The following is a 16,277-nucleotide window of genomic DNA, read 5'->3' as shown; positions in this document are numbered from 1 at the left end:
GCATCTCGACCCATTTGTCGTTTGCGTCCATTTCGGTGAGACCGCCATGACGCGTATCATTGCCGGCGTAGCGCGCCGCATCCGTCGCAACCTGCTCGGACCGATGCCGGACGATCCGGCCCGGCTAGCCCCGCAGCACACGCCGCTGTCGATCGACCTGTCGCGGCGGGTCGCGCTGGTCACCGGCGCCACCGGCGAAATCGGCCGCTGCATCACCCGCACCCTCGCGGGCTGCGGCGCCAAGACCGCCATCCATTATTATCGCTCCGGCGAGGCGGCGCTCACGCTCTGCAACGAGCTGCGGGCAGCCGGCGCCGAGGCCTGCGTGGTGTTCGGCGATATCGCCGACATCAAGGCCGTCGAAGCGATGCGGGAGCAGATCGAAGCCAATCTGGGCCCGGTCGATATCGTGGTCAACAATGCCGTCACCTGGTTCGCGGAAGGCCCGGTCGTCGATCAGGACGCCGATCAGTTCGACCGCGTGTTCCGCTCCTCGGTGCTGCAGGCCTGGGCCACCGCCAGGGTGTTTTCGCAGCCGATGAAAGACCAGAACTGGGGCCGGATCATTTCGCTCGGCACCGAAGTCACCAGCCAGGCGCTGATCAACCGCGCGCCCTACACCGCGGCGAAATGCGCGATGGACGGCATGATGCGCTCGCTGGCGCGCGAACTCGGCGAGCACGGCATCACGGTCAATCAGGTGGCGCCCGGATGGATGATCACCGACCGCGACCGCCGCGACCGCGACGAGGTGCAGCCCGACTACGAACGCGGCGTCGCGCTCAAGCGCCGCGGCTACGACCAGGACGTCGCCAACCTCACCGCCTTCCTGGCCTCCGACCTCGCCGGCTTCATCACCGGCGTCCGCGTCCCGGTCTGCGGCGGCAATATCATGCCGGAGGCGTGAGGCGGCGCCCCCAAGCCGGGCAACCGCCAACGTCCGGCTGCCATGCGGGTGTCATCGGCGATATGATATAGGCCCGACGCGATCCGGGAGCCCACCATGTCCGCCAACCTGCTGCTCAGATGTTGCGCCCTGCTCGCCTTGAGCCTGATCGCGTCCGCCACCGCGCAAGCGCAAACCGCCGAGGTCGGTCCGCGTCCGTTCTATCTCGTCGACAAGATGAAGGACGGTCCGCTGAAGACCCGGCTCGGCCAATGCCGCGGCCCGTTCCATCCCACCGCGTTCTCGATCGGCCACCGCGGCGCGCCGCTGCAATTTCCCGAGCACAGCCGCGAATCCTATTCTGCGGCGGCGCGGATGGGTGCCGGCGTGATCGAATGCGACGTCACCTTCACCAAGGACCGGCAATTGGTGTGCCGGCATTCGCAATGTGACCTGCACACCACCACCAACATCCTCTCGGTGCCGGCTCTCGCGGCCAAATGCAGCCAGCCGTTCAGCCCGGCCGATCCGGCGACCGGCAAGAAGGCCTCGGCGAAATGCTGCACCAGCGACATCACGCTGGCGGAATTCAAGACGCTGACGGCGAAGATGGATGCATCCAATCCCAACGCCACCACGATCGCCGACTATCAGAATGCCACGCCGCGCTGGCGCACCGACCTCTATGCGAGTTCTGCGACGCTGATGACCCATGCCGAGAGCATCGCGCTGATCAAGAGTCTCGGCCGAAAATTCACCCCGGAGTTGAAAGCTCCCGAGGTGCCGATGCCGTTCGACGGCGACTATACGCAAGAGGCCTATGCGAGCCAGATGCTGGCGGAGTACAAGACCGCCGGGATTCCCCCGCAGGACGTGTTTCCGCAGAGCTTTTCCCTCGCCGACATCCTGTACTGGATCAGGACCGCGCCGGACTTCGCCGCGCAGGCGGTCTTTCTGGAAGACCGCTACGAGACCAAGGGCCTTGATCCGAACAAGCCCGAAAGCTGGAAACCCTCGATGGCCGAGCTGAAGGCGCAGGGCGTCAACATCCTGGCGCCGCCGATCGCCCTGATGCTGACGCTCGACGAAACCGGCGCCATCGTGCCCTCGCCTTACGCCCGCGCCGCCAAGGCCGCCGGCCTCGATCTGATCGGCTGGTCGCTGGAACGCGACGGCCCGCTCGCGAAAGGCGGCGGCTTCTATCATGCCTCGATCAAACCCGCGATCGACCGCGACGGCGACACCCTCACCGTGCTCGACATCCTCACCCGCCAGGTCGGCATCCGCGCGATGTTCTCCGACTGGCCGGCGACGACGACGTTTTATGCCAATTGCATGGGGATGAAGTAGCAGCGTCCGCGGGGCGGATGGGTTCATTCCGTAGCCCGCCATAAAGCGAAGAGCGCGGGCAACGACTTGCCTTACGCCCCCGTTATGGTATCGTGCCACGATACGATAATCCGAGGCGCCGATGATTGTCGGCTTTCGAGGCAAGTTCGCGCAGGCCATCCTCAGCGAGCGTCGGGCTCCAAAAGGTTTCCCGCCCGATCTGCTTTCGGTTGCGCGCCGCAAGCTGGTGCAGTTGAACAACGCGGCGGCCCTGCTCGACCTTGCCGCACCACCGGGCAATCGGCTTGAGCCCTTGAAGGGTGACCTAAGAGGGCGTCATTCGATCAGGATCAACGACCAGTGGCGGGTCGTCTTTCGCTGGACGCCCGCTGGCCCCGACGAGGTCGATATCGTCGATTATCATTGAGACAATTGGACGACCGCCATGGCCAAGAAATTACCCCCCGTTCATCCCGGCGAGATTCTGCGCGAGGAATTCCTGCTGCCGATGGCGTTGTCGCCCTATGCGGTTGCACGCGCCTGCGCCGTGCCGCGCACCCGGATCGAACGCCTCGCCCGCGAGGAAACCCCGGTCACCGCCGACACCGCGCTGCGGCTAGCCAAATACTTCGGCACGACGCCAACATTCTGGATGAATCTGCAAACGCAATACGATCTGGAAGTCGCCGAGGACGGCACGGCCGCGGATCTGAAGGGCATCAAGCCGGTGAAGCGAAGCGCAGCCTGACCGTGTAGATGGGGTAACGGGCCGGCCGCTGGAGCCGCACGCTCGCTACGGCGCGATTTGAGAGCGCGCTCGCGTGCGGCTTCCCCGGGAGGCGGTCGTCCCTCAAAATGATGGTGTCAATGAACCGGAGTTGGGCAAGCCCGCTCCAAGCATCATCGAGGGACGACCATGTACCACTATGCAGGAATTGACGTGTCTTTGGAACAGTCTGCGGTTTGCATCGTCGACGGCGCGGGCAAGATTTTGCGCGAGGCCAAGGTCGCGAGCGAGCCGGAGGCGTTGATTGCCTGGTTCGGGTCGCAGGGCTGGACTCTCGAACGGATCGGCCTTGAGGCGGGACCGCTGTCGCAATGGTTATACGCCGGGTTGCGCGGTGCCGGTCTTGCGGTCGAACTACTGGAGACCCGGCATGTCCGCGACGCCTTCAAGGCGATGTCGGTGAAGACCGATCGCAACGACGCCCGCGCCATCGCGCAATTGATGCGGCTGGGCTGGTTCCGGCCGGTTCATTGCAAGTCGATCGAAGCGCAGGAGGTTCGGGCGGTGTTGACCGCGCGCAAGCTGCTGCAGTCGAAGCTGCTCGACGTCGAGAACAGTCTGCGTGGGGTGTTGCGCGGCTTCGGGCTGAAGGTCGGCAGGACCACCGAGCGCAGCTTCGCGGCGCGGATCGAAGAATTGGTCGCCGGACACGCGGCGCTGGCGTCGATTGCGAAGGCGCTGCTCGCGGTTCATGCGGTGCTGCTGCGCGAGTTCAAATGCCTGAACAAACAAGTCGTGCAGCTCGCCAGAGCGCAACCGCAGGCGCGGCTGCTGATGACGACGCCGTCGGTCGGCCCGATCGTGGCGCTGACCTATGCCTGCGCGATCGACGATCCGGCGCGCTTCAACTCGTCGAAGGCGGCCGGCGCGCATTTCGGCCTGACGCCGAAGAAGTATCAATCGGGACAGACCGATTACACCGGCCGCATCACCAAGATCGGCGATGCTTCGGTGCGCGAGGCGCTCTATCAGGCGGCTCATGTCATGCTGACCAAGCCGGTCAAGAACTGCACCGAACTGAAGAGCTGGGCGATGCGGATCGCCCGGCGCGCCGGCCTGCGCAAGGCCAAGGTCGCGCTGGCGCGCAAGCTCGCGGTCGTCCTGCATCGCATGCTCGCCGACACCAAGCCGTTCAACCCCAACGCCAAGGCGCTGGCAGCTTAACAGGGAGAAATCATCGGTTCGGGGAGGCCCACGACACCAGGTCTTCCCCGCGCGAGGTCCCTTCGCCGGGACGATGGATCCGGTCAGGCCGCCATGCGGGAAGTCGGCTCACAACCACGCTTCCGTAGATTGGCCGGCCGGCTCCTCTTACGCACCCCTAAAGGTGACGGCCACCGCGCCGATCCCGGACAGAAGCAAGTCGCCGGCGAGAGGATCACGTAAAAAGGGATTGACTAACCACTGCCCGTTACAGAAGCCCGCATGAGCGCAGCGATATGCGGGATGACGCCGGCAGCCCTGACCAAAACGAACCCGGATTGCGCTTCGCTCCATCCGAGCTACGCTTGTCGCACGCTCGCTAGACTCGCGAGTCGCACTATCGATCGACAGATTGCTTGTTAATGACAGCATTTGACTTCAAGAATTTTATCAGAACTTGCTCAATTTTATGCCGCATATCGTCGTTTTCAATTGCGATATAGGACGCATTGAAAACGATGGGAGACTTAAACCAAAATTTGTCAGAGTGGTTTATCACCCGATCTGCAATATTCGCAGCCTTTCCAATGTAAACGGGCCGCTCACTGATATCATAGAAAACGTACACACCTGCGACCTTTGGTAGTGCACCTCGATCGTGGGGATCGAAATCAGTTAAGGCACCTAACCCCGCAATCTCTTGTTCTTCAGCCACCTCCGTCTTAACGTCCTCCGGGATCGCCGTCTTGAGAGCCTTTTCGAGCCTCGACTTAGTCTCGGCTTGAGGATTCTGGCTCCGTCCCGACTCAATGTTGTAGATGGCAACTGCTGAAAGGCCAGAAACTCTTGCCAATTCTGGAACTGACATTCCAGCTTCACTTCGCGCTCGACTTAACCAAACCCCAAACACATTTTTCGGGGGCGGCGTAGGCAAATCAGATCCTTCGCTTTCCTTGGCTAAGGTCAATCGGCCTACTATCTCCTCAAGCCTACGTAACTTCGAATTGTTTGGAACGATCTGTCCAATCTCCCAGTTGCGAACTCCTGGTCCGGTCATGCCGAGTTTTTCACCCAACTCAGCCAATGTCAGCCCTTGCGCAAGTCGCAACCTCCTAATCGCATCACCGAGCTTGTTAGGCATCACCTTCTTCCAAATAATGGAAACACCCGATCAATCTTCTCCCTCACAACGGCATATTGTCGTGCTTCTTGAACGGCACCTCGACGTGCTTGTCGCGCAGCATCGCTAGCGCGCGGGCGATGCGGCGGCGGGTGGCGTGCGGCATGATGACGTCGTCGATATAGCCGCGCTCGGCGGCGATGAACGGCGACAGGAAGCGGTCCTCGTATTCCTTGGTGCGGGCGGCGATTTTTTCTTCGTCGCCGATGTCCTGGCGGAAGATGATTTCCACCGCGCCCTTGGCGCCCATCACGGCGATCTGCGCGGTCGGCCAGGCGTAGTTGATGTCGGCGCCTATTTCCTTCGACGCCATCACGTCGAAGGCGCCGCCATAGGCCTTGCGGGTGATCAGGGTGACGAGGGGCACGGTGCATTGCGAGAACGCGAACAGCAATTTGGCGCCGTGCTTGATCAAGCCGCCATATTCCTGCGCGGTGCCCGGCAGGAAGCCCGGCACGTCGACGAAGGTGACGATCGGGATGTTGAATGAATCGCAGAACCGCACGAAGCGCGCGGCTTTGCGCGAGGCGTCGGAATCGAGCACGCCGGCCAGCACCATCGGCTGGTTGGCGACGAAGCCGACGGTGCGCCCGGCGATGCGTCCGAAGCCGGTGACGATGTTCTTGGCGAAGGCTTCCGACAATTCGAAGAAGTCGCCCTCGTCGACGACTTTGAGGATCAGCTCCTTCATGTCGTAGGGCTTGTTGGGATTTTCCGGGATCAGGGTGTCGAGCGAGAAATCCTCGCGCTCGATGTCGTCGAAGCTCGGCCATTCGGGCACGCCGTCGCTGGAATTCGACGGCAGGAAGTCGAGTAATCGGCGCATCTGCAGCAGCGTCTCGACGTCGTTCTCGAACGCGCCATCGGCGATCGACGAGCGGGTGGCGTGGACCGAGGCGCCGCCGAGTTCTTCCGCGGTGACAACTTCGTTGGTCACCGTCTTGACCACGTCGGGGCCGGTGACGAACATGTAGCTGGTGTTCTTCACCATGAAGATGAAGTCGGTCATCGCCGGCGCGTAGACGTCGCCGCCGGCGCAGGGGCCCATGATGACGCTGATCTGCGGGATCACGCCGGAAGCCTGCACCACCCGGCGGAACACGTAGGAATAGCCGGCGAGCGCCGCGACGCCCTCCTGGATCCGCGCGCCGCCGGCGTCGTACAGGCCGATGATCGGGGCGCGGGCCTTCAGCGCCATGTCCTGGATCTTGGTGATCTTCGCCGCATGGGTTTCGGATAGCGAGCCGCCGAACACGGTAAAATCCTTGGCGAAGACGAACGTCTTGCGGCCGTTGACGGTGCCCCATCCGGTGACGACGCCGTCGCCGGGGATCTTGGTGTTCTCCATCCCGAATTCGGTCGAGCGGTGCTGGACGAACATGTCCATCTCCTCGAACGAATGCTTGTCGAGCAACAGGTCGATGCGCTCGCGCGCGGTCAACCGCCCCCGCGAATGCTGCGCGTCGATGCGCTTCTCGCCGCCGCCGAGTTTCGCCGCCGCCCGCCGATCGTCGAGTGCTTCCAGGATGTGTTTCATGTGCTCCAACCGCGCTAAATGGTGTCGTTTCGCCCGTCGCGTGCGTGCCACGGTATTGCCCCCGCTTCGCCGCAACATTCAAGGCCTTCTAACACGGGGTATTGCGGTGTGAAACGGCATTGCGGCGGTCCCGGATAGCCATTTCGGCGCAGCATTACGCCACCTTGCGGTCGCGGAACACCGCGGCGCGTTGCGCCCGGCGGCTCCCGCCAAGCCTGCATTGCCTGGTTGCGCCAGACCCATGGCGCGGCGCGATGATGCGCCCTATATCGCAGGTCCGCGCAGGAGAACCAGTGATGACCGCCGATCCCACGATCCCGACCCGCAATGGCGCGGTGACCGGCGGCATCCGCACCTTGATGCGCGTCGAAGGCGCGGCGCTGTTCTTCGGCCCGACGCTGTTCTATCTGATCTCGGACGCGCCGTGGCAGCTCTACGCGCTGCTGTTCTTCGCCCCGGACCTGGCGCTGCTCGGCTATCTGGCCGGCCCGCGCGTCGGCGCGATCGCCTATAATGCGCTGCATTCCACCATCGGACCGCTGCTGCTCGCCGTCGCCGGCGTGATCCTGCTGTCGCCGGCCGCCGGCCCGATCGCGCTGATCTGGCTGGCGCATATCGGCTTCGACCGGGTGCTCGGCTTCGGGCTGAAATATGCCGACGGCTTCAAATTCACCCATCTCGGCCGCATCGGCAAGGACGCCGCGACCTGACATTTTGGTTGCGCATGATCTTGTCGGAAAACCGGAATCCACTTTTCTGGATCATGCGTCAGACAGCGCCGATATCGGCGAGGCATTGCTGAGCCAGGCTTGCCCGCAGGCCGATATGGCGCGGCTCGCGGACGTCGAGATTGAGCGCGAACACGGTGCGCGCCGCGCCCTTTTCGGCCCAGCCGACCAGCCAGCCCAGCGACGGCTTGCCGATCTCGGCGCCGAGCAGGCCGGATTTGGCGCGGATGATCGAATCACCGAGTTTGGTCACCGGCAGAATATCGCGGACCAGCTCCTGGCTGCGCTTGCCGACCGGCAGCACGCCGCGCCGCAGCCGGTCGAGGAAATCGATCTGCTGGATCGGATCGATCCGCAGCGCGCCGGTGAGCCAGAACTGGTCGATGCCGCCGCCGATGTCGTGATTGCCGTAGTCGAGCAGGTCGACATATTTCTGCATCCGCTCCTGCCCGATCCGGCGCGCGATCTGCTGATACACCGGCACCGCGGAGGCTGCGATCGCGCTGCGCAAGGTGTGATCGCGATTCCACGCCTCAATGCTGCGGCTGACGCCATCCCACTTGAAAACGTCCTTGTCGGGATCGCCGACCACGCCGGTCTCCAGCGCGATCAGCGAATGCGGAATCTTGAAGGTCGAGGCCGGCAGAAACCCCTGCCCCGACCGCTCGGTGTCGCTGGCGATGATCAGATAGTCGTCGGTCTTGTAGCCGACAAAGGTGCCGACGGTGCCTTCATCGGCAAAGCACTTGGCGAGAGCGGCGCGGATCTCGCTGAGCGGCGGCGCCACCTCGGCCGCGACGCGGGACGGCAGCAAGGCGGCGGCGCAAAGGCCCAGAGCATGACGACGAGTGATCAAGGCGGCACCATGCGTTGTTGCGGGATCGGGATGTCGCCAGGCATCGTGGTGAAACGATGACGGCGCCTCGTCCCATCAAGTCCATTGTCAGACCGGGGCGCGAGCCCCGCAGCGCGTTTATGTGCGTCTTCGACGCGCGATGGGGCGAGCGAACCTGGGTTCTTGCGGCTGGGCCATGCGCTTTCGCGAGATTCCGGGGTCGCTCACAGCTGACGCTGTTCGCGCCCCGGAATGACGAGCTACTTTCGGCGCATCACTCAATGCAACGACGACCTAACGCGCGCGTCCCGACAGCCGCAGCACGAACACCAGCACTTCGGCCACCGCCTTGTACAGCTCCTCGGGAATTTCGTCGCCGATCTCGACATTGGACAGCGCGCCGGCCAGCACCTCGTTTTCCTCGATCGGAATGTCGTGCGCCTTGGCGATCTCGATGATCTTGGCGCCGACCGAACCCTTGCCCTTCGCCACCACGCGCGGCGCGCCGAAATGATCGTAATGCAGCGCGACCGCGAGCTGGTTTTTGTCGAAGGTGCTCATAGCGCACGATCCAGGAAATGGCCGGCCGGCGCCGGGGGTGGCGGCGGCGGGCCGCCATCGCGGATCACGATATCGCCGGGATGCAAGTCGGCGCGGACGAGTGCCTGGCTGAGTTGCGCGGCGCCGTCGCGCAGTTGCGCGGTGGTGGCGGGGCGTTCCGCCCAGATCCGCACCGAGGTCTTGTCGCCGTGGAGCGAGACCAGCGCATGAACCGGGCCGGCCGGCTCGACATCGAGCGAGAACCGCGCCCGCCACACTTGTTTGGCGGCGTCGCCGTCCGGGCCGCCCTGGTCGCTGTCGCGGGCGATTTCGAATTGCGCGATCGCGGTGCCGTGCGGCGTCGCGAACGGAATCTCGAAATTCCAGCGCGGTTGCGCCGCGTCCGGTCGCGGCTGCGCGGCATCGCCGCGATCCGGCAATGACGCCACCTGCAGCAGGGTCTGCCGCGCGATCGCGCCTTCGGTATCGGTCAGCAGGCGGTGCAGCGTCGCCTCGATCGGCGCATGCGCCACCAGCGTCGGCGCCATCACTGGCTGCGCGCTCGGCAAGGCGCCGGCGATCGGCGGCGGCGGCAATTTGCCAGGGGCAAATTCGGTATCGTCGTTCTTCACCATCCGGGCGCCGGCCAGTCCGGGCAACAGCGACAGCATCAAGGGATTGCTGAGCGCCAGCCGCGACAGCGCGCCGGCCGCCTGCGGATTAGCCAAGATCGCCTCCTGCAACTGGCTCAGCGCAGCATTGCTGGCCGCGGCGCGGGCGGCCTCGGTCGGGGCCGCAGATATGCCCTGACCTGTCGCAGGGGCGACGCCGACCTCTTGCAGCGCGGTCAACACCGCCTGAACCGGCGTCGACGACGCCGGTGTCGCGGCAGCAGTCGTTGGCACCAGCGTAGGCGACGCCGTGGTCGGCAGTTGCGACGCGACGGTCGCGGGTTCGGCCGCTGACGCCGAGGCCAGTGCTTGCGCGGCCTGCCCCTGCACGCTCGCCAATTGCGCCGCGACGCTTTGCGCAGCGACGCTTTGCGCCGGCACCGCGGCGCTCTGCGCCGGTGTGGCAAGCGACGTGGTCAGGATCTGGCGCAGCACGACCAGCGCGGCTTTCAGATCGGGGGTCGATGCCGGCGCCGTTCCAGAGGCCAGCGACGCCTCCAGGAACAGGCCGGAATTCTGGAAGGCGCGCTTGATATCGGCGCCGCCGAGATTGCCATCGAGGCTGGGGCGCTGCGCCAGCAATTGCGCAACCGCCTGTTGCAGCTTCGGCGGCAGGCCGCTCAACGACGCCGCGACGTCGAGATTGGCAAATAGCGGCGCCAGGCTGGTCTGCTGGGTGGCGGCGGCCTGCGCCGCGGTGACCACGGCGGCAGCCTGCTGCGGCGTCAGCGCATTGGCGGCGGCCACAATGCTGGGCGCGGCCTGCGTGATGGTGATGGCCTGCGGCCCCAGCGTAACGCTGTCGCGCACCGCACCCGCAAGAGCCGGATTGACGGCGGCGCTGGCCTGCTGATTGACCACCGCCAGACGAAGGCCATTGCCGTCCTGGGCCTGCGACACCGCCAGCTGCAAGGTCTGGCCGGCCTGCAACGGGATTTGACTGGCGACCTCGATCGACTGGCCGCCGACCGCGATCCACACCTGGTCGTTGCCGAGCAGCGCCAGCACCTTGGCCTGGACCACCGATCCCGGCTGCAGCACCACGCCGGTACTGCCCCCTTGCGGAGCGGTGATCGTCAGATTCGGATTGACCGAGATCGGCATGAGCTGCACTTCACCGCGTGAGGTCTGGCGAGCCTATCCGACGCTCGTAAACCTGTCGTTAACTGCTGGGCGCGGCCCTCATCGCCAGAACCCGCGCGGCGGCGGCAAAATCGACATGTTTGGCGGCGCGGCGGGCCGCGACCTCCTCGTCGAGGCCCCATTGGCCGATGTTCCAGTCCTCATCGACATGGGCCGCGGCCCAGACCTGATCGGGATCGCGCGCGCCATGGGTCAGCGCCAGGGTCAGCAATGCCGAGCCGGTGATGGTGGTCACCACATGGAACGCGGCGATCGACCACGGCTCGCGCGGCAGCGCCGCGCGAACTGCTGCGACCGCGCTCTCGGGCTGGCGGACATGGACGATGCCCTCGGCCAGAATGAAATGCGCGCCGAGCGTCTGCGCGGCCCAGAACAGCACCGGGTCCCAATGCTCCGCCTCGCGCGCCACCAGCGCCTGCGGATGGCTGGCGCGGTAGAACAACAGATCGGATTCGAAATATTGCGCGACGTCGTCGGTCACCGCGTCGACGCGGTCGACCACCGCGTCGAGCACGCTGTTGGCCAGCCGCGTCAGCGGCATCGTCATCGGATTGATCAGCTCGCTTTGCGCCTGCCATTCCGCCGCGATCGCCTCGGCGAGCGCGCGATCGGGCGCGGCCAGCGTGCGGCGCGACGGCGTCTTGACCTGCTTGCCGTCGAGCGTGATGGCGAAGCCCTCCGCTGTCTCGGCCACGCCGGCTTCGGCATAGAACCGCTTGAGCTGCGGACCGCGGGTCGAGCGCCGCACCGTCTCCTCGGGATCGAGCGGCGATCGGCCCGTCACGTCATCGAACAATTCACGCATAGGTTTGCTCGCAACTCACTGAAATCAAAGCTCATTGATTGGCGCAGACGCGCGAATAGGTGGCGCGGTCGCTGGAATCCAGGCCCGCCGCGGCGGCATCATCCAGGCATCTGACGACGCGGTCGCCGAACGAGCTGCGCTGGCGCAGCCGTGGCTTCGGTTGCTGCGGTGGCGCATCGAGTTTCGGTACTACCGGCACCTCGATCTTCGGCGGCGGCGGCGCGGGTGGCGGCGGCGGTGCCGGCGGCGGCGGAATCGGAATGAGCTGCGCCACCGCAATGCCCGAAAGCGCCAGCCACAGGCCGATCGCGATCGCCACGCGTCGCAGCATTTGGGTTCGAATGATCATGCGTTCAGCGACCTCAATGTTTCAGCGTGCCCCGGATGCGGCGCAACGCGCCGCGCTGGCGGCGTGGTGCGCTGCGAAGCCGGGGCCCCGCTTGGGACGCGCCGGTTGAACCGGGGTCCCGGTTCTGCGAAGCGGCACTGCGTGCCGCATCGCGCCCGGGACACGGCGTGATGACGATAGACATGTCGGCATCGCGCGGGCTCCGCGCAAGGCATTACTCCTCCGGCGCGTTGTCGATCGGATCGAAGCGGTCGGCTTCGAGGCCGAGCAGGTTCCAGCTCTGCAGCATGTGCGGCGGCAGCGGCGCGGTGGCGTCGATCACGCCGCCGCGCGGATGCGGGATCACGATGCGGCGCGCCAAGAGATGCAGTCGATTCTGCAAACCGCCGGGCAACTGCCAGTTTTCCTTGTTGAAATATTTCGGATCGCCGACGATGGCGTGGCCGATATGGGCCATGTGGGCGCGCAGCTGATGGGTGCGGCCAGTCACCGGCTTCAGCGACACCCAGACCAGCTTGGTGGCCGAGGTCTCGACCACCGCATAGTAGGTCACCGCGTGGCTGGCGCCCTCGTCGCCATGCTGGGCGATCCGCATGATGGTGTCGTCCTCGCTCTCTTCCTTGGCGAGGTAAGTCGAGATCCGGCCCTGCTTCGGCTTCGGCACGCCGGCGACCAGCGCCCAATAGATTTTTCGCGCCGAGCGCTCGCGGAACGAGCCGGTGAGTTTTGTCGCGGCGAAGCGGGTCTTGGCGATCAGCAGGCAGCCGGCGGTCTCCTTGTCGAGCCGATGGACGAGACGCGGCTTCTGGCCCTTGGCGTCGCGCATCACCTCCAGCATCAGATCGACATGGCGCGTGGTGCCGGAACCGCCCTGCACGGCAAGGCCAGCCGGCTTGTTCAGCACCATGACGTCGGCGTCCTCGAAGATGATCATCGCCTTCAGCGCGTCCATCGTCTTCTGCGCGGCCTCGGAGAGTTCGCCGCCGCCTTTCGGGGTATCGAGCTTGAGCGGCGGAATCCGCACGCTCTGGCCGGCTTCGAGCCGATCCTTGGAATCGGCGCGCTTGCCGTTGACGCGCAGCTCGCCCTTCCGGACGATGCGCTGGATGTGGGAGAACGACAGGCCGGGGAAGCGGCCCTCGAGGAAGCGATCGACCCGCATGCCGTCTTCGTCCGGCGTCACCAGCACGGTCTCGACCTTGGTGGGCAACGGCACCGGCTCGGCGACCACTTTGGGTTCCGGCACGAAGGTCTCGGGATCGAATGGCGGGCGTTCGCGCTTGGGCTCACGGCGGGGCGCGCGCGGCGCGGCGGCGTCGGGCTTGCCACGCAGCGGCTTGCCGCGCGGCGGCTTGCCGCCGAAACCGCGTTCCGGACGCGGTGCGCGCTCGGCGCGGTCGCCACGTTCGGGACGCTCGGCGCGCTGCGGGCGTTCGGCGCGATCGAAACGCGCCGGTCGTTCGGCGCGGTCCGGCCGTTCAGCGCGCTCCGGCCGTTCGGCGCGCTCAGGGCGTTCGGAACTGCGGGCGCGCGGCGGACGTGCGCTCATCGGCCGATCGCCATTGGTGCGGCCGGCCTTGGCGCGATCGCCGAAGGACGGCCGCGCCGGACCATCGCCAAAGCCGCGATCGGGACGCTCGGACCGCTCGAAGCGCGCCGGGCGTTCGGCACGCTGCGGGCGTTCGGACCGCTCAGGTCGCTCGGCGAAACGTTCGGAGGCGCGCTCGCGCGGCGGCCGCGCCGCCATCGGACGATCGCTATTGGTCCGCCCTGCCTTGGCGCGATCGCCGAAGGACGGCCGCGCCGCCTTGGTGCGCTCGCCCTTGCTGCGCTCGCCGGCGGGACGCTCGGCCTTGTTGTGCTCGCGCTTGGGACGCTCGGTCCTGCCGCGATCGCTGCCGGGGCCGCGTTTTGCAAGGGGTCTTTTGACGCGACGGCTCATGATCTGGCTCCGGAGGAAGCGTGTGCGTAGCGCAAAAGCCGCTCAGGGTCACGGTTTATCGCCCCATCCGGGCGAGCAAAGCCGGCCTCGCGGCGGATCGCGCCCGAGTTGTGCGGGATATTGCCCCTCGTGAGGGGCGGCGGAGCGCCGACCGGCGCGCCTTGATCGAGTGGCCGCAGCTTCCGGCGCCGCAGCGTCGCAGAGGCCACGGAAACGCCTGCCGGCGCTCCACCACGGCGATTTTGCGCCCCAGGGCCGTGCTTCCGGGCACAGGCGCGAGCCCTTTGACCCGCCGATCCCGACGGATTTCCCGCCGTTCACCCGTGCCGCGTCCAGCCAACTAGCAAGTGGCAGACCCCCGTAGTGGGGCCGGACGGCGACCCAGAGCGTCCCGAGTGCGCGCGGCGACGTCCACCGCCCGCCCGCAGGCGCCGCACCCCGCTCCGCCTCAAGACGTCTCATGAAACGCCCCTCGTGAACGGGATGGAATTAGGTATAAGGTCCTATGGGAATATTGTCAAGACCGACATCATCCCTTGTGATCATCGTTAATCTAGATGCGGCGCCATGCCGGAGTCGGTTTTCGGCGCAATTGGTTCGCAACATTCGCGAGTTGCTCAATGGCCAGATCCATCCGATCCGCGCATTCGGATCTGTTTGCCCGCATCTGATTGTCGAGCACGAGATTCAGTGAAACCGCGGCAATTATATCGCGACCTGTCGTAAGTTTTCCAATCGCTTCGTCATACATTTCACGTCTCCGTTGATCTCTGGATTGAGACCGACGACCAAATTGAACCGCAAAATCTGAGAAATAAACAATCATCGCTTCCGTGCTCAACGCGATTCATACGGTTCGCGTCGAAATTGATCTCCAAAGTCACGCGTCTCGATGTTCACGGGCGCCGAACGAATTTTTTGTTCGATGGCGCGGAGCAAGCGTAGGGTGGGCAAAGGCGCGCTTGCGCCGTGCCCACGTGTTTTCAATCGCGATGTACTGTCGTGTGGTGGCTCGATGGTGGGCACGCTTTCGCCAATGCTCTTCGGGCAAGGGCGTGCGCTCTGCCCACCCTACATTACTTCAACGTCAAGGTGATGGGCAATTCTACTAACCGGCCCTGCGCCTGCGGATCGGAGGGGTGCGCTTTCGCCACCCGCCTACGCGCCGATTGCTATTCAACGGAAACCGCAAACGTATCTATGAACGGTCGCAGGTTTCCGTACGTTATCTGGAGCGCGAAATTGTCCACCCCTCGGTATCCTGGGATGGAGGTATATTCGACTTGAAAGCCTTTCATCCACTGTCCGATGCAAGCAACACCGGTCCGAAACCGGCTATATTTGACGCGGAAAGAAATGTCATTGTTCGGCTTGATCCTCCCGTGTCGCGGCTTTGTTACCACCCGCACTACGCCCCGATTTGGTGAACAATCTTTCTTCCACGCAACGTAAATATACATTTTGGTGGGTTGACCGGATCGGGCCGTGCGAAAAAATGACTCCGCTTGCGCCGGCCCGAACGCCAGAGATACGAAGACCGCGAGGCAGATCGCCGAAAATCCTCTCATCGAAAACGTCGCTCGCCATTGATTGCGTCGCGCAGGACAGCTCTGCGCCTCGAATGATGCGGCCGATCGAAGCAATCGCAATCCGACATTTCATTGACCGCCATACTGCCAACAGGTGCGATGACGCCAGCAAGCGCACGGTTAGCAAGCTTGGTGGGCAAAGGCGCGGTTGCGCCGTGCCCACGCGCTGCGCATCGGTTAATTCAATACCAGGGTGTGGGCACGCTTCGCTTTGCCCCCCCACTACTAACCCGCCCAATGCCTGGATCTGGCCGGCAGGCGGCCTATCACTTGCGAAATTTCTTGCCGCAGAATGTGGAGCAAGAACTGGGCGTCGCATTCGGGTTGCAGGCGCCCGAACTGCAGACTTTTACGCAGTCTCGATAATTGAATGTCTTGAAACATTTGGGTCCATATCCTGGGACGGTCTGCCTTGCGCGAGTCTGAGCCGACGCTGCGCTGGCAACCAATGCGAGGACCACCACGATCGCGAAAGTCTTCATCGTGTTCACTCCCGATGATACGAAGCAACATCCGCACAATGCGCGAATCTAACAGAACCGCAGAAGCCGTTCGAGATCAAAACAGACCATTGATATTCGTTCGCATTTCCAGAAGGCACGCAGAAGCGTAGCCCCTAGGGCGGATTAACGTAGCAAGCGTGGGGTGGACAAAGGCGCGCTTGCGCCGTGCCCACGTCGTCTCGATCGCGATGTCCTGTCGCGTGGTGGCTCGATGGTGGGCACGCTTTCGCCCATGCGCTTCGAGCAAGGGCGTGCGCTCTACCCACCCTACATTTCTACGTAGCAAACGCTCGATGGTGGGCACGCTTCG

General features: G+C 64.6%; 15 protein-coding genes. 6 read left to right on the top strand and 9 right to left on the bottom strand.

Features of this window, described 5'->3' with window-relative positions; all coding sequences use genetic code 11:
• The first annotated feature begins 46 nt into the window (after nt 1-46).
• From RBJ75_RS03350 to RBJ75_RS03330, 5 genes are all read left to right on the top strand, one after another.
• Entirely contained in the window at nt 47-907 is an 861-nt protein-coding gene (locus RBJ75_RS03350; RefSeq protein ID WP_201776336.1) for an SDR family NAD(P)-dependent oxidoreductase, read from the top strand.
• Nucleotides 908-1,003: 96 nt separating this feature from the next.
• Nucleotides 1,004-2,236 carry a glycerophosphodiester phosphodiesterase family protein gene (locus tag RBJ75_RS03345; protein ID WP_044417289.1) on the top strand — a complete coding sequence of 411 codons (1,233 nt, stop codon included), beginning with the start codon at nt 1,004-1,006 and terminating at the stop codon, nt 2,234-2,236.
• 121 nt (nt 2,237-2,357) lie between these two features.
• Nucleotides 2,358-2,642: a type II toxin-antitoxin system RelE/ParE family toxin gene (locus tag RBJ75_RS03340; protein ID WP_044417287.1), complete on the top strand. Its 285-nt coding sequence runs from the start codon at nt 2,358-2,360 to the stop codon at nt 2,640-2,642.
• An 18-nt stretch (nt 2,643-2,660) separates the two neighbouring features.
• On the top strand, nt 2,661-2,963 hold the full coding sequence (locus RBJ75_RS03335; RefSeq protein ID WP_044417285.1) for a HigA family addiction module antitoxin: 303 nt from the start codon (nt 2,661-2,663) through the stop codon (nt 2,961-2,963).
• Between the two features lie 168 nt (nt 2,964-3,131).
• Complete coding sequence (locus RBJ75_RS03330) at nt 3,132-4,166, top strand: IS110 family transposase (protein ID WP_276156421.1); 1,035 nt, start codon at nt 3,132-3,134, stop codon at nt 4,164-4,166.
• A 376-nt stretch (nt 4,167-4,542) separates the two neighbouring features.
• Here RBJ75_RS03330 and RBJ75_RS03325 read toward each other — a convergent pair whose 3' ends face one another.
• On the bottom strand, nt 4,543-5,286 hold the full coding sequence (locus RBJ75_RS03325) for a helix-turn-helix domain-containing protein (RefSeq protein ID WP_080901234.1): 744 nt from the start codon (nt 5,284-5,286) through the stop codon (nt 4,543-4,545).
• Nucleotides 5,287-5,329: 43 nt separating this feature from the next.
• Entirely contained in the window at nt 5,330-6,862 is a 1,533-nt protein-coding gene (locus tag RBJ75_RS03320; RefSeq protein ID WP_044417387.1) for an acyl-CoA carboxylase subunit beta, read from the bottom strand.
• 296 nt (nt 6,863-7,158) lie between these two features.
• Here RBJ75_RS03320 and RBJ75_RS03315 point away from each other — a divergent pair, with 296 nt between their 5' ends.
• Nucleotides 7,159-7,572 carry a DUF4260 domain-containing protein gene (locus RBJ75_RS03315; RefSeq protein WP_044417385.1) on the top strand — a complete coding sequence of 138 codons (414 nt, stop codon included), beginning with the start codon at nt 7,159-7,161 and terminating at the stop codon, nt 7,570-7,572.
• 58 nt (nt 7,573-7,630) lie between these two features.
• On the opposite strand, the gene RBJ75_RS03310 is transcribed toward RBJ75_RS03315, so the two are convergent.
• From RBJ75_RS03310 to RBJ75_RS03280, 7 genes are all read right to left on the bottom strand, one after another.
• The gene (locus RBJ75_RS03310; RefSeq protein ID WP_276156282.1) at nt 7,631-8,446 is read right to left on the bottom strand and encodes a penicillin-binding transpeptidase domain-containing protein; all 816 of its coding nucleotides are present in this window, start codon (nt 8,444-8,446) and stop codon (nt 7,631-7,633) included.
• A gap of 273 nt (nt 8,447-8,719) precedes the next feature.
• Entirely contained in the window at nt 8,720-8,986 is a 267-nt protein-coding gene (locus RBJ75_RS03305) for an EscU/YscU/HrcU family type III secretion system export apparatus switch protein (protein ID WP_044405706.1), read from the bottom strand.
• Entirely contained in the window at nt 8,983-10,740 is a 1,758-nt protein-coding gene (locus RBJ75_RS03300; protein WP_044405704.1) for a flagellar hook-length control protein FliK, read from the bottom strand. Before RBJ75_RS03300 ends, RBJ75_RS03305 begins: the two co-directional genes overlap by 4 nt.
• A 58-nt stretch (nt 10,741-10,798) precedes the next feature.
• Nucleotides 10,799-11,584 carry an ATP12 family chaperone protein gene (locus tag RBJ75_RS03295; protein ID WP_044405702.1) on the bottom strand — a complete coding sequence of 262 codons (786 nt, stop codon included), beginning with the start codon at nt 11,582-11,584 and terminating at the stop codon, nt 10,799-10,801.
• A 31-nt stretch (nt 11,585-11,615) separates the two neighbouring features.
• The gene (locus RBJ75_RS03290; RefSeq protein ID WP_052628809.1) at nt 11,616-11,915 is read right to left on the bottom strand and encodes a hypothetical protein; all 300 of its coding nucleotides are present in this window, start codon (nt 11,913-11,915) and stop codon (nt 11,616-11,618) included.
• Nucleotides 11,916-12,147: 232 nt separating this feature from the next.
• Nucleotides 12,148-13,680, bottom strand: coding sequence for an RluA family pseudouridine synthase (locus tag RBJ75_RS03285; protein WP_080901222.1), 1,533 nt, complete (start codon nt 13,678-13,680; stop codon nt 12,148-12,150).
• Between the two features lie 748 nt (nt 13,681-14,428).
• Entirely contained in the window at nt 14,429-14,626 is a 198-nt protein-coding gene (locus RBJ75_RS03280; RefSeq protein WP_152647692.1) for a hypothetical protein, read from the bottom strand.
• Between the last annotated feature and the right edge of the window lie 1,651 nt (nt 14,627-16,277).

The sequence above is a fragment of the Rhodopseudomonas sp. BAL398 genome, from assembly GCF_033001325.1.
In the GTDB taxonomy this organism is placed as follows: Bacteria; Pseudomonadota; Alphaproteobacteria; order Rhizobiales; family Xanthobacteraceae; genus JARJEH01.
This window is presented reverse-complemented; position numbering and strand designations above follow the sequence as displayed.

What these genes read in the sequence shown, in the direction of transcription:
- RBJ75_RS03350 (WP_201776336.1), top strand. Translation starts at nt 47, where the DNA reads ATGACGCGTATCATTGCCGGCGTAGCGCGCCGCATCCGTCGCAACCTG.
- RBJ75_RS03345 (WP_044417289.1), top strand. Translation starts at nt 1,004, where the DNA reads ATGTCCGCCAACCTGCTGCTCAGATGTTGCGCCCTGCTCGCCTTGAGC.
- RBJ75_RS03340 (WP_044417287.1), top strand. Translation starts at nt 2,358, where the DNA reads ATGATTGTCGGCTTTCGAGGCAAGTTCGCGCAGGCCATCCTCAGCGAG.
- RBJ75_RS03335 (WP_044417285.1), top strand. Translation starts at nt 2,661, where the DNA reads ATGGCCAAGAAATTACCCCCCGTTCATCCCGGCGAGATTCTGCGCGAG.
- RBJ75_RS03330 (WP_276156421.1), top strand. Translation starts at nt 3,132, where the DNA reads ATGTACCACTATGCAGGAATTGACGTGTCTTTGGAACAGTCTGCGGTT.
- RBJ75_RS03325 (WP_080901234.1), bottom strand. Translation starts at nt 5,286, where the DNA reads ATGCCTAACAAGCTCGGTGATGCGATTAGGAGGTTGCGACTTGCGCAA.
- RBJ75_RS03320 (WP_044417387.1), bottom strand. Translation starts at nt 6,862, where the DNA reads ATGAAACACATCCTGGAAGCACTCGACGATCGGCGGGCGGCGGCGAAA.
- RBJ75_RS03315 (WP_044417385.1), top strand. Translation starts at nt 7,159, where the DNA reads ATGACCGCCGATCCCACGATCCCGACCCGCAATGGCGCGGTGACCGGC.
- RBJ75_RS03305 (WP_044405706.1), bottom strand. Translation starts at nt 8,986, where the DNA reads ATGAGCACCTTCGACAAAAACCAGCTCGCGGTCGCGCTGCATTACGAT.
- RBJ75_RS03300 (WP_044405704.1), bottom strand. Translation starts at nt 10,740, where the DNA reads ATGCCGATCTCGGTCAATCCGAATCTGACGATCACCGCTCCGCAAGGG.
- RBJ75_RS03295 (WP_044405702.1), bottom strand. Translation starts at nt 11,584, where the DNA reads ATGCGTGAATTGTTCGATGACGTGACGGGCCGATCGCCGCTCGATCCC.
- RBJ75_RS03290 (WP_052628809.1), bottom strand. Translation starts at nt 11,915, where the DNA reads ATGCTGCGACGCGTGGCGATCGCGATCGGCCTGTGGCTGGCGCTTTCG.
- RBJ75_RS03285 (WP_080901222.1), bottom strand. Translation starts at nt 13,680, where the DNA reads ATGGCGGCGCGGCCGCCGCGCGAGCGCGCCTCCGAACGTTTCGCCGAG.
- RBJ75_RS03280 (WP_152647692.1), bottom strand. Translation starts at nt 14,626, where the DNA reads ATGTATGACGAAGCGATTGGAAAACTTACGACAGGTCGCGATATAATT.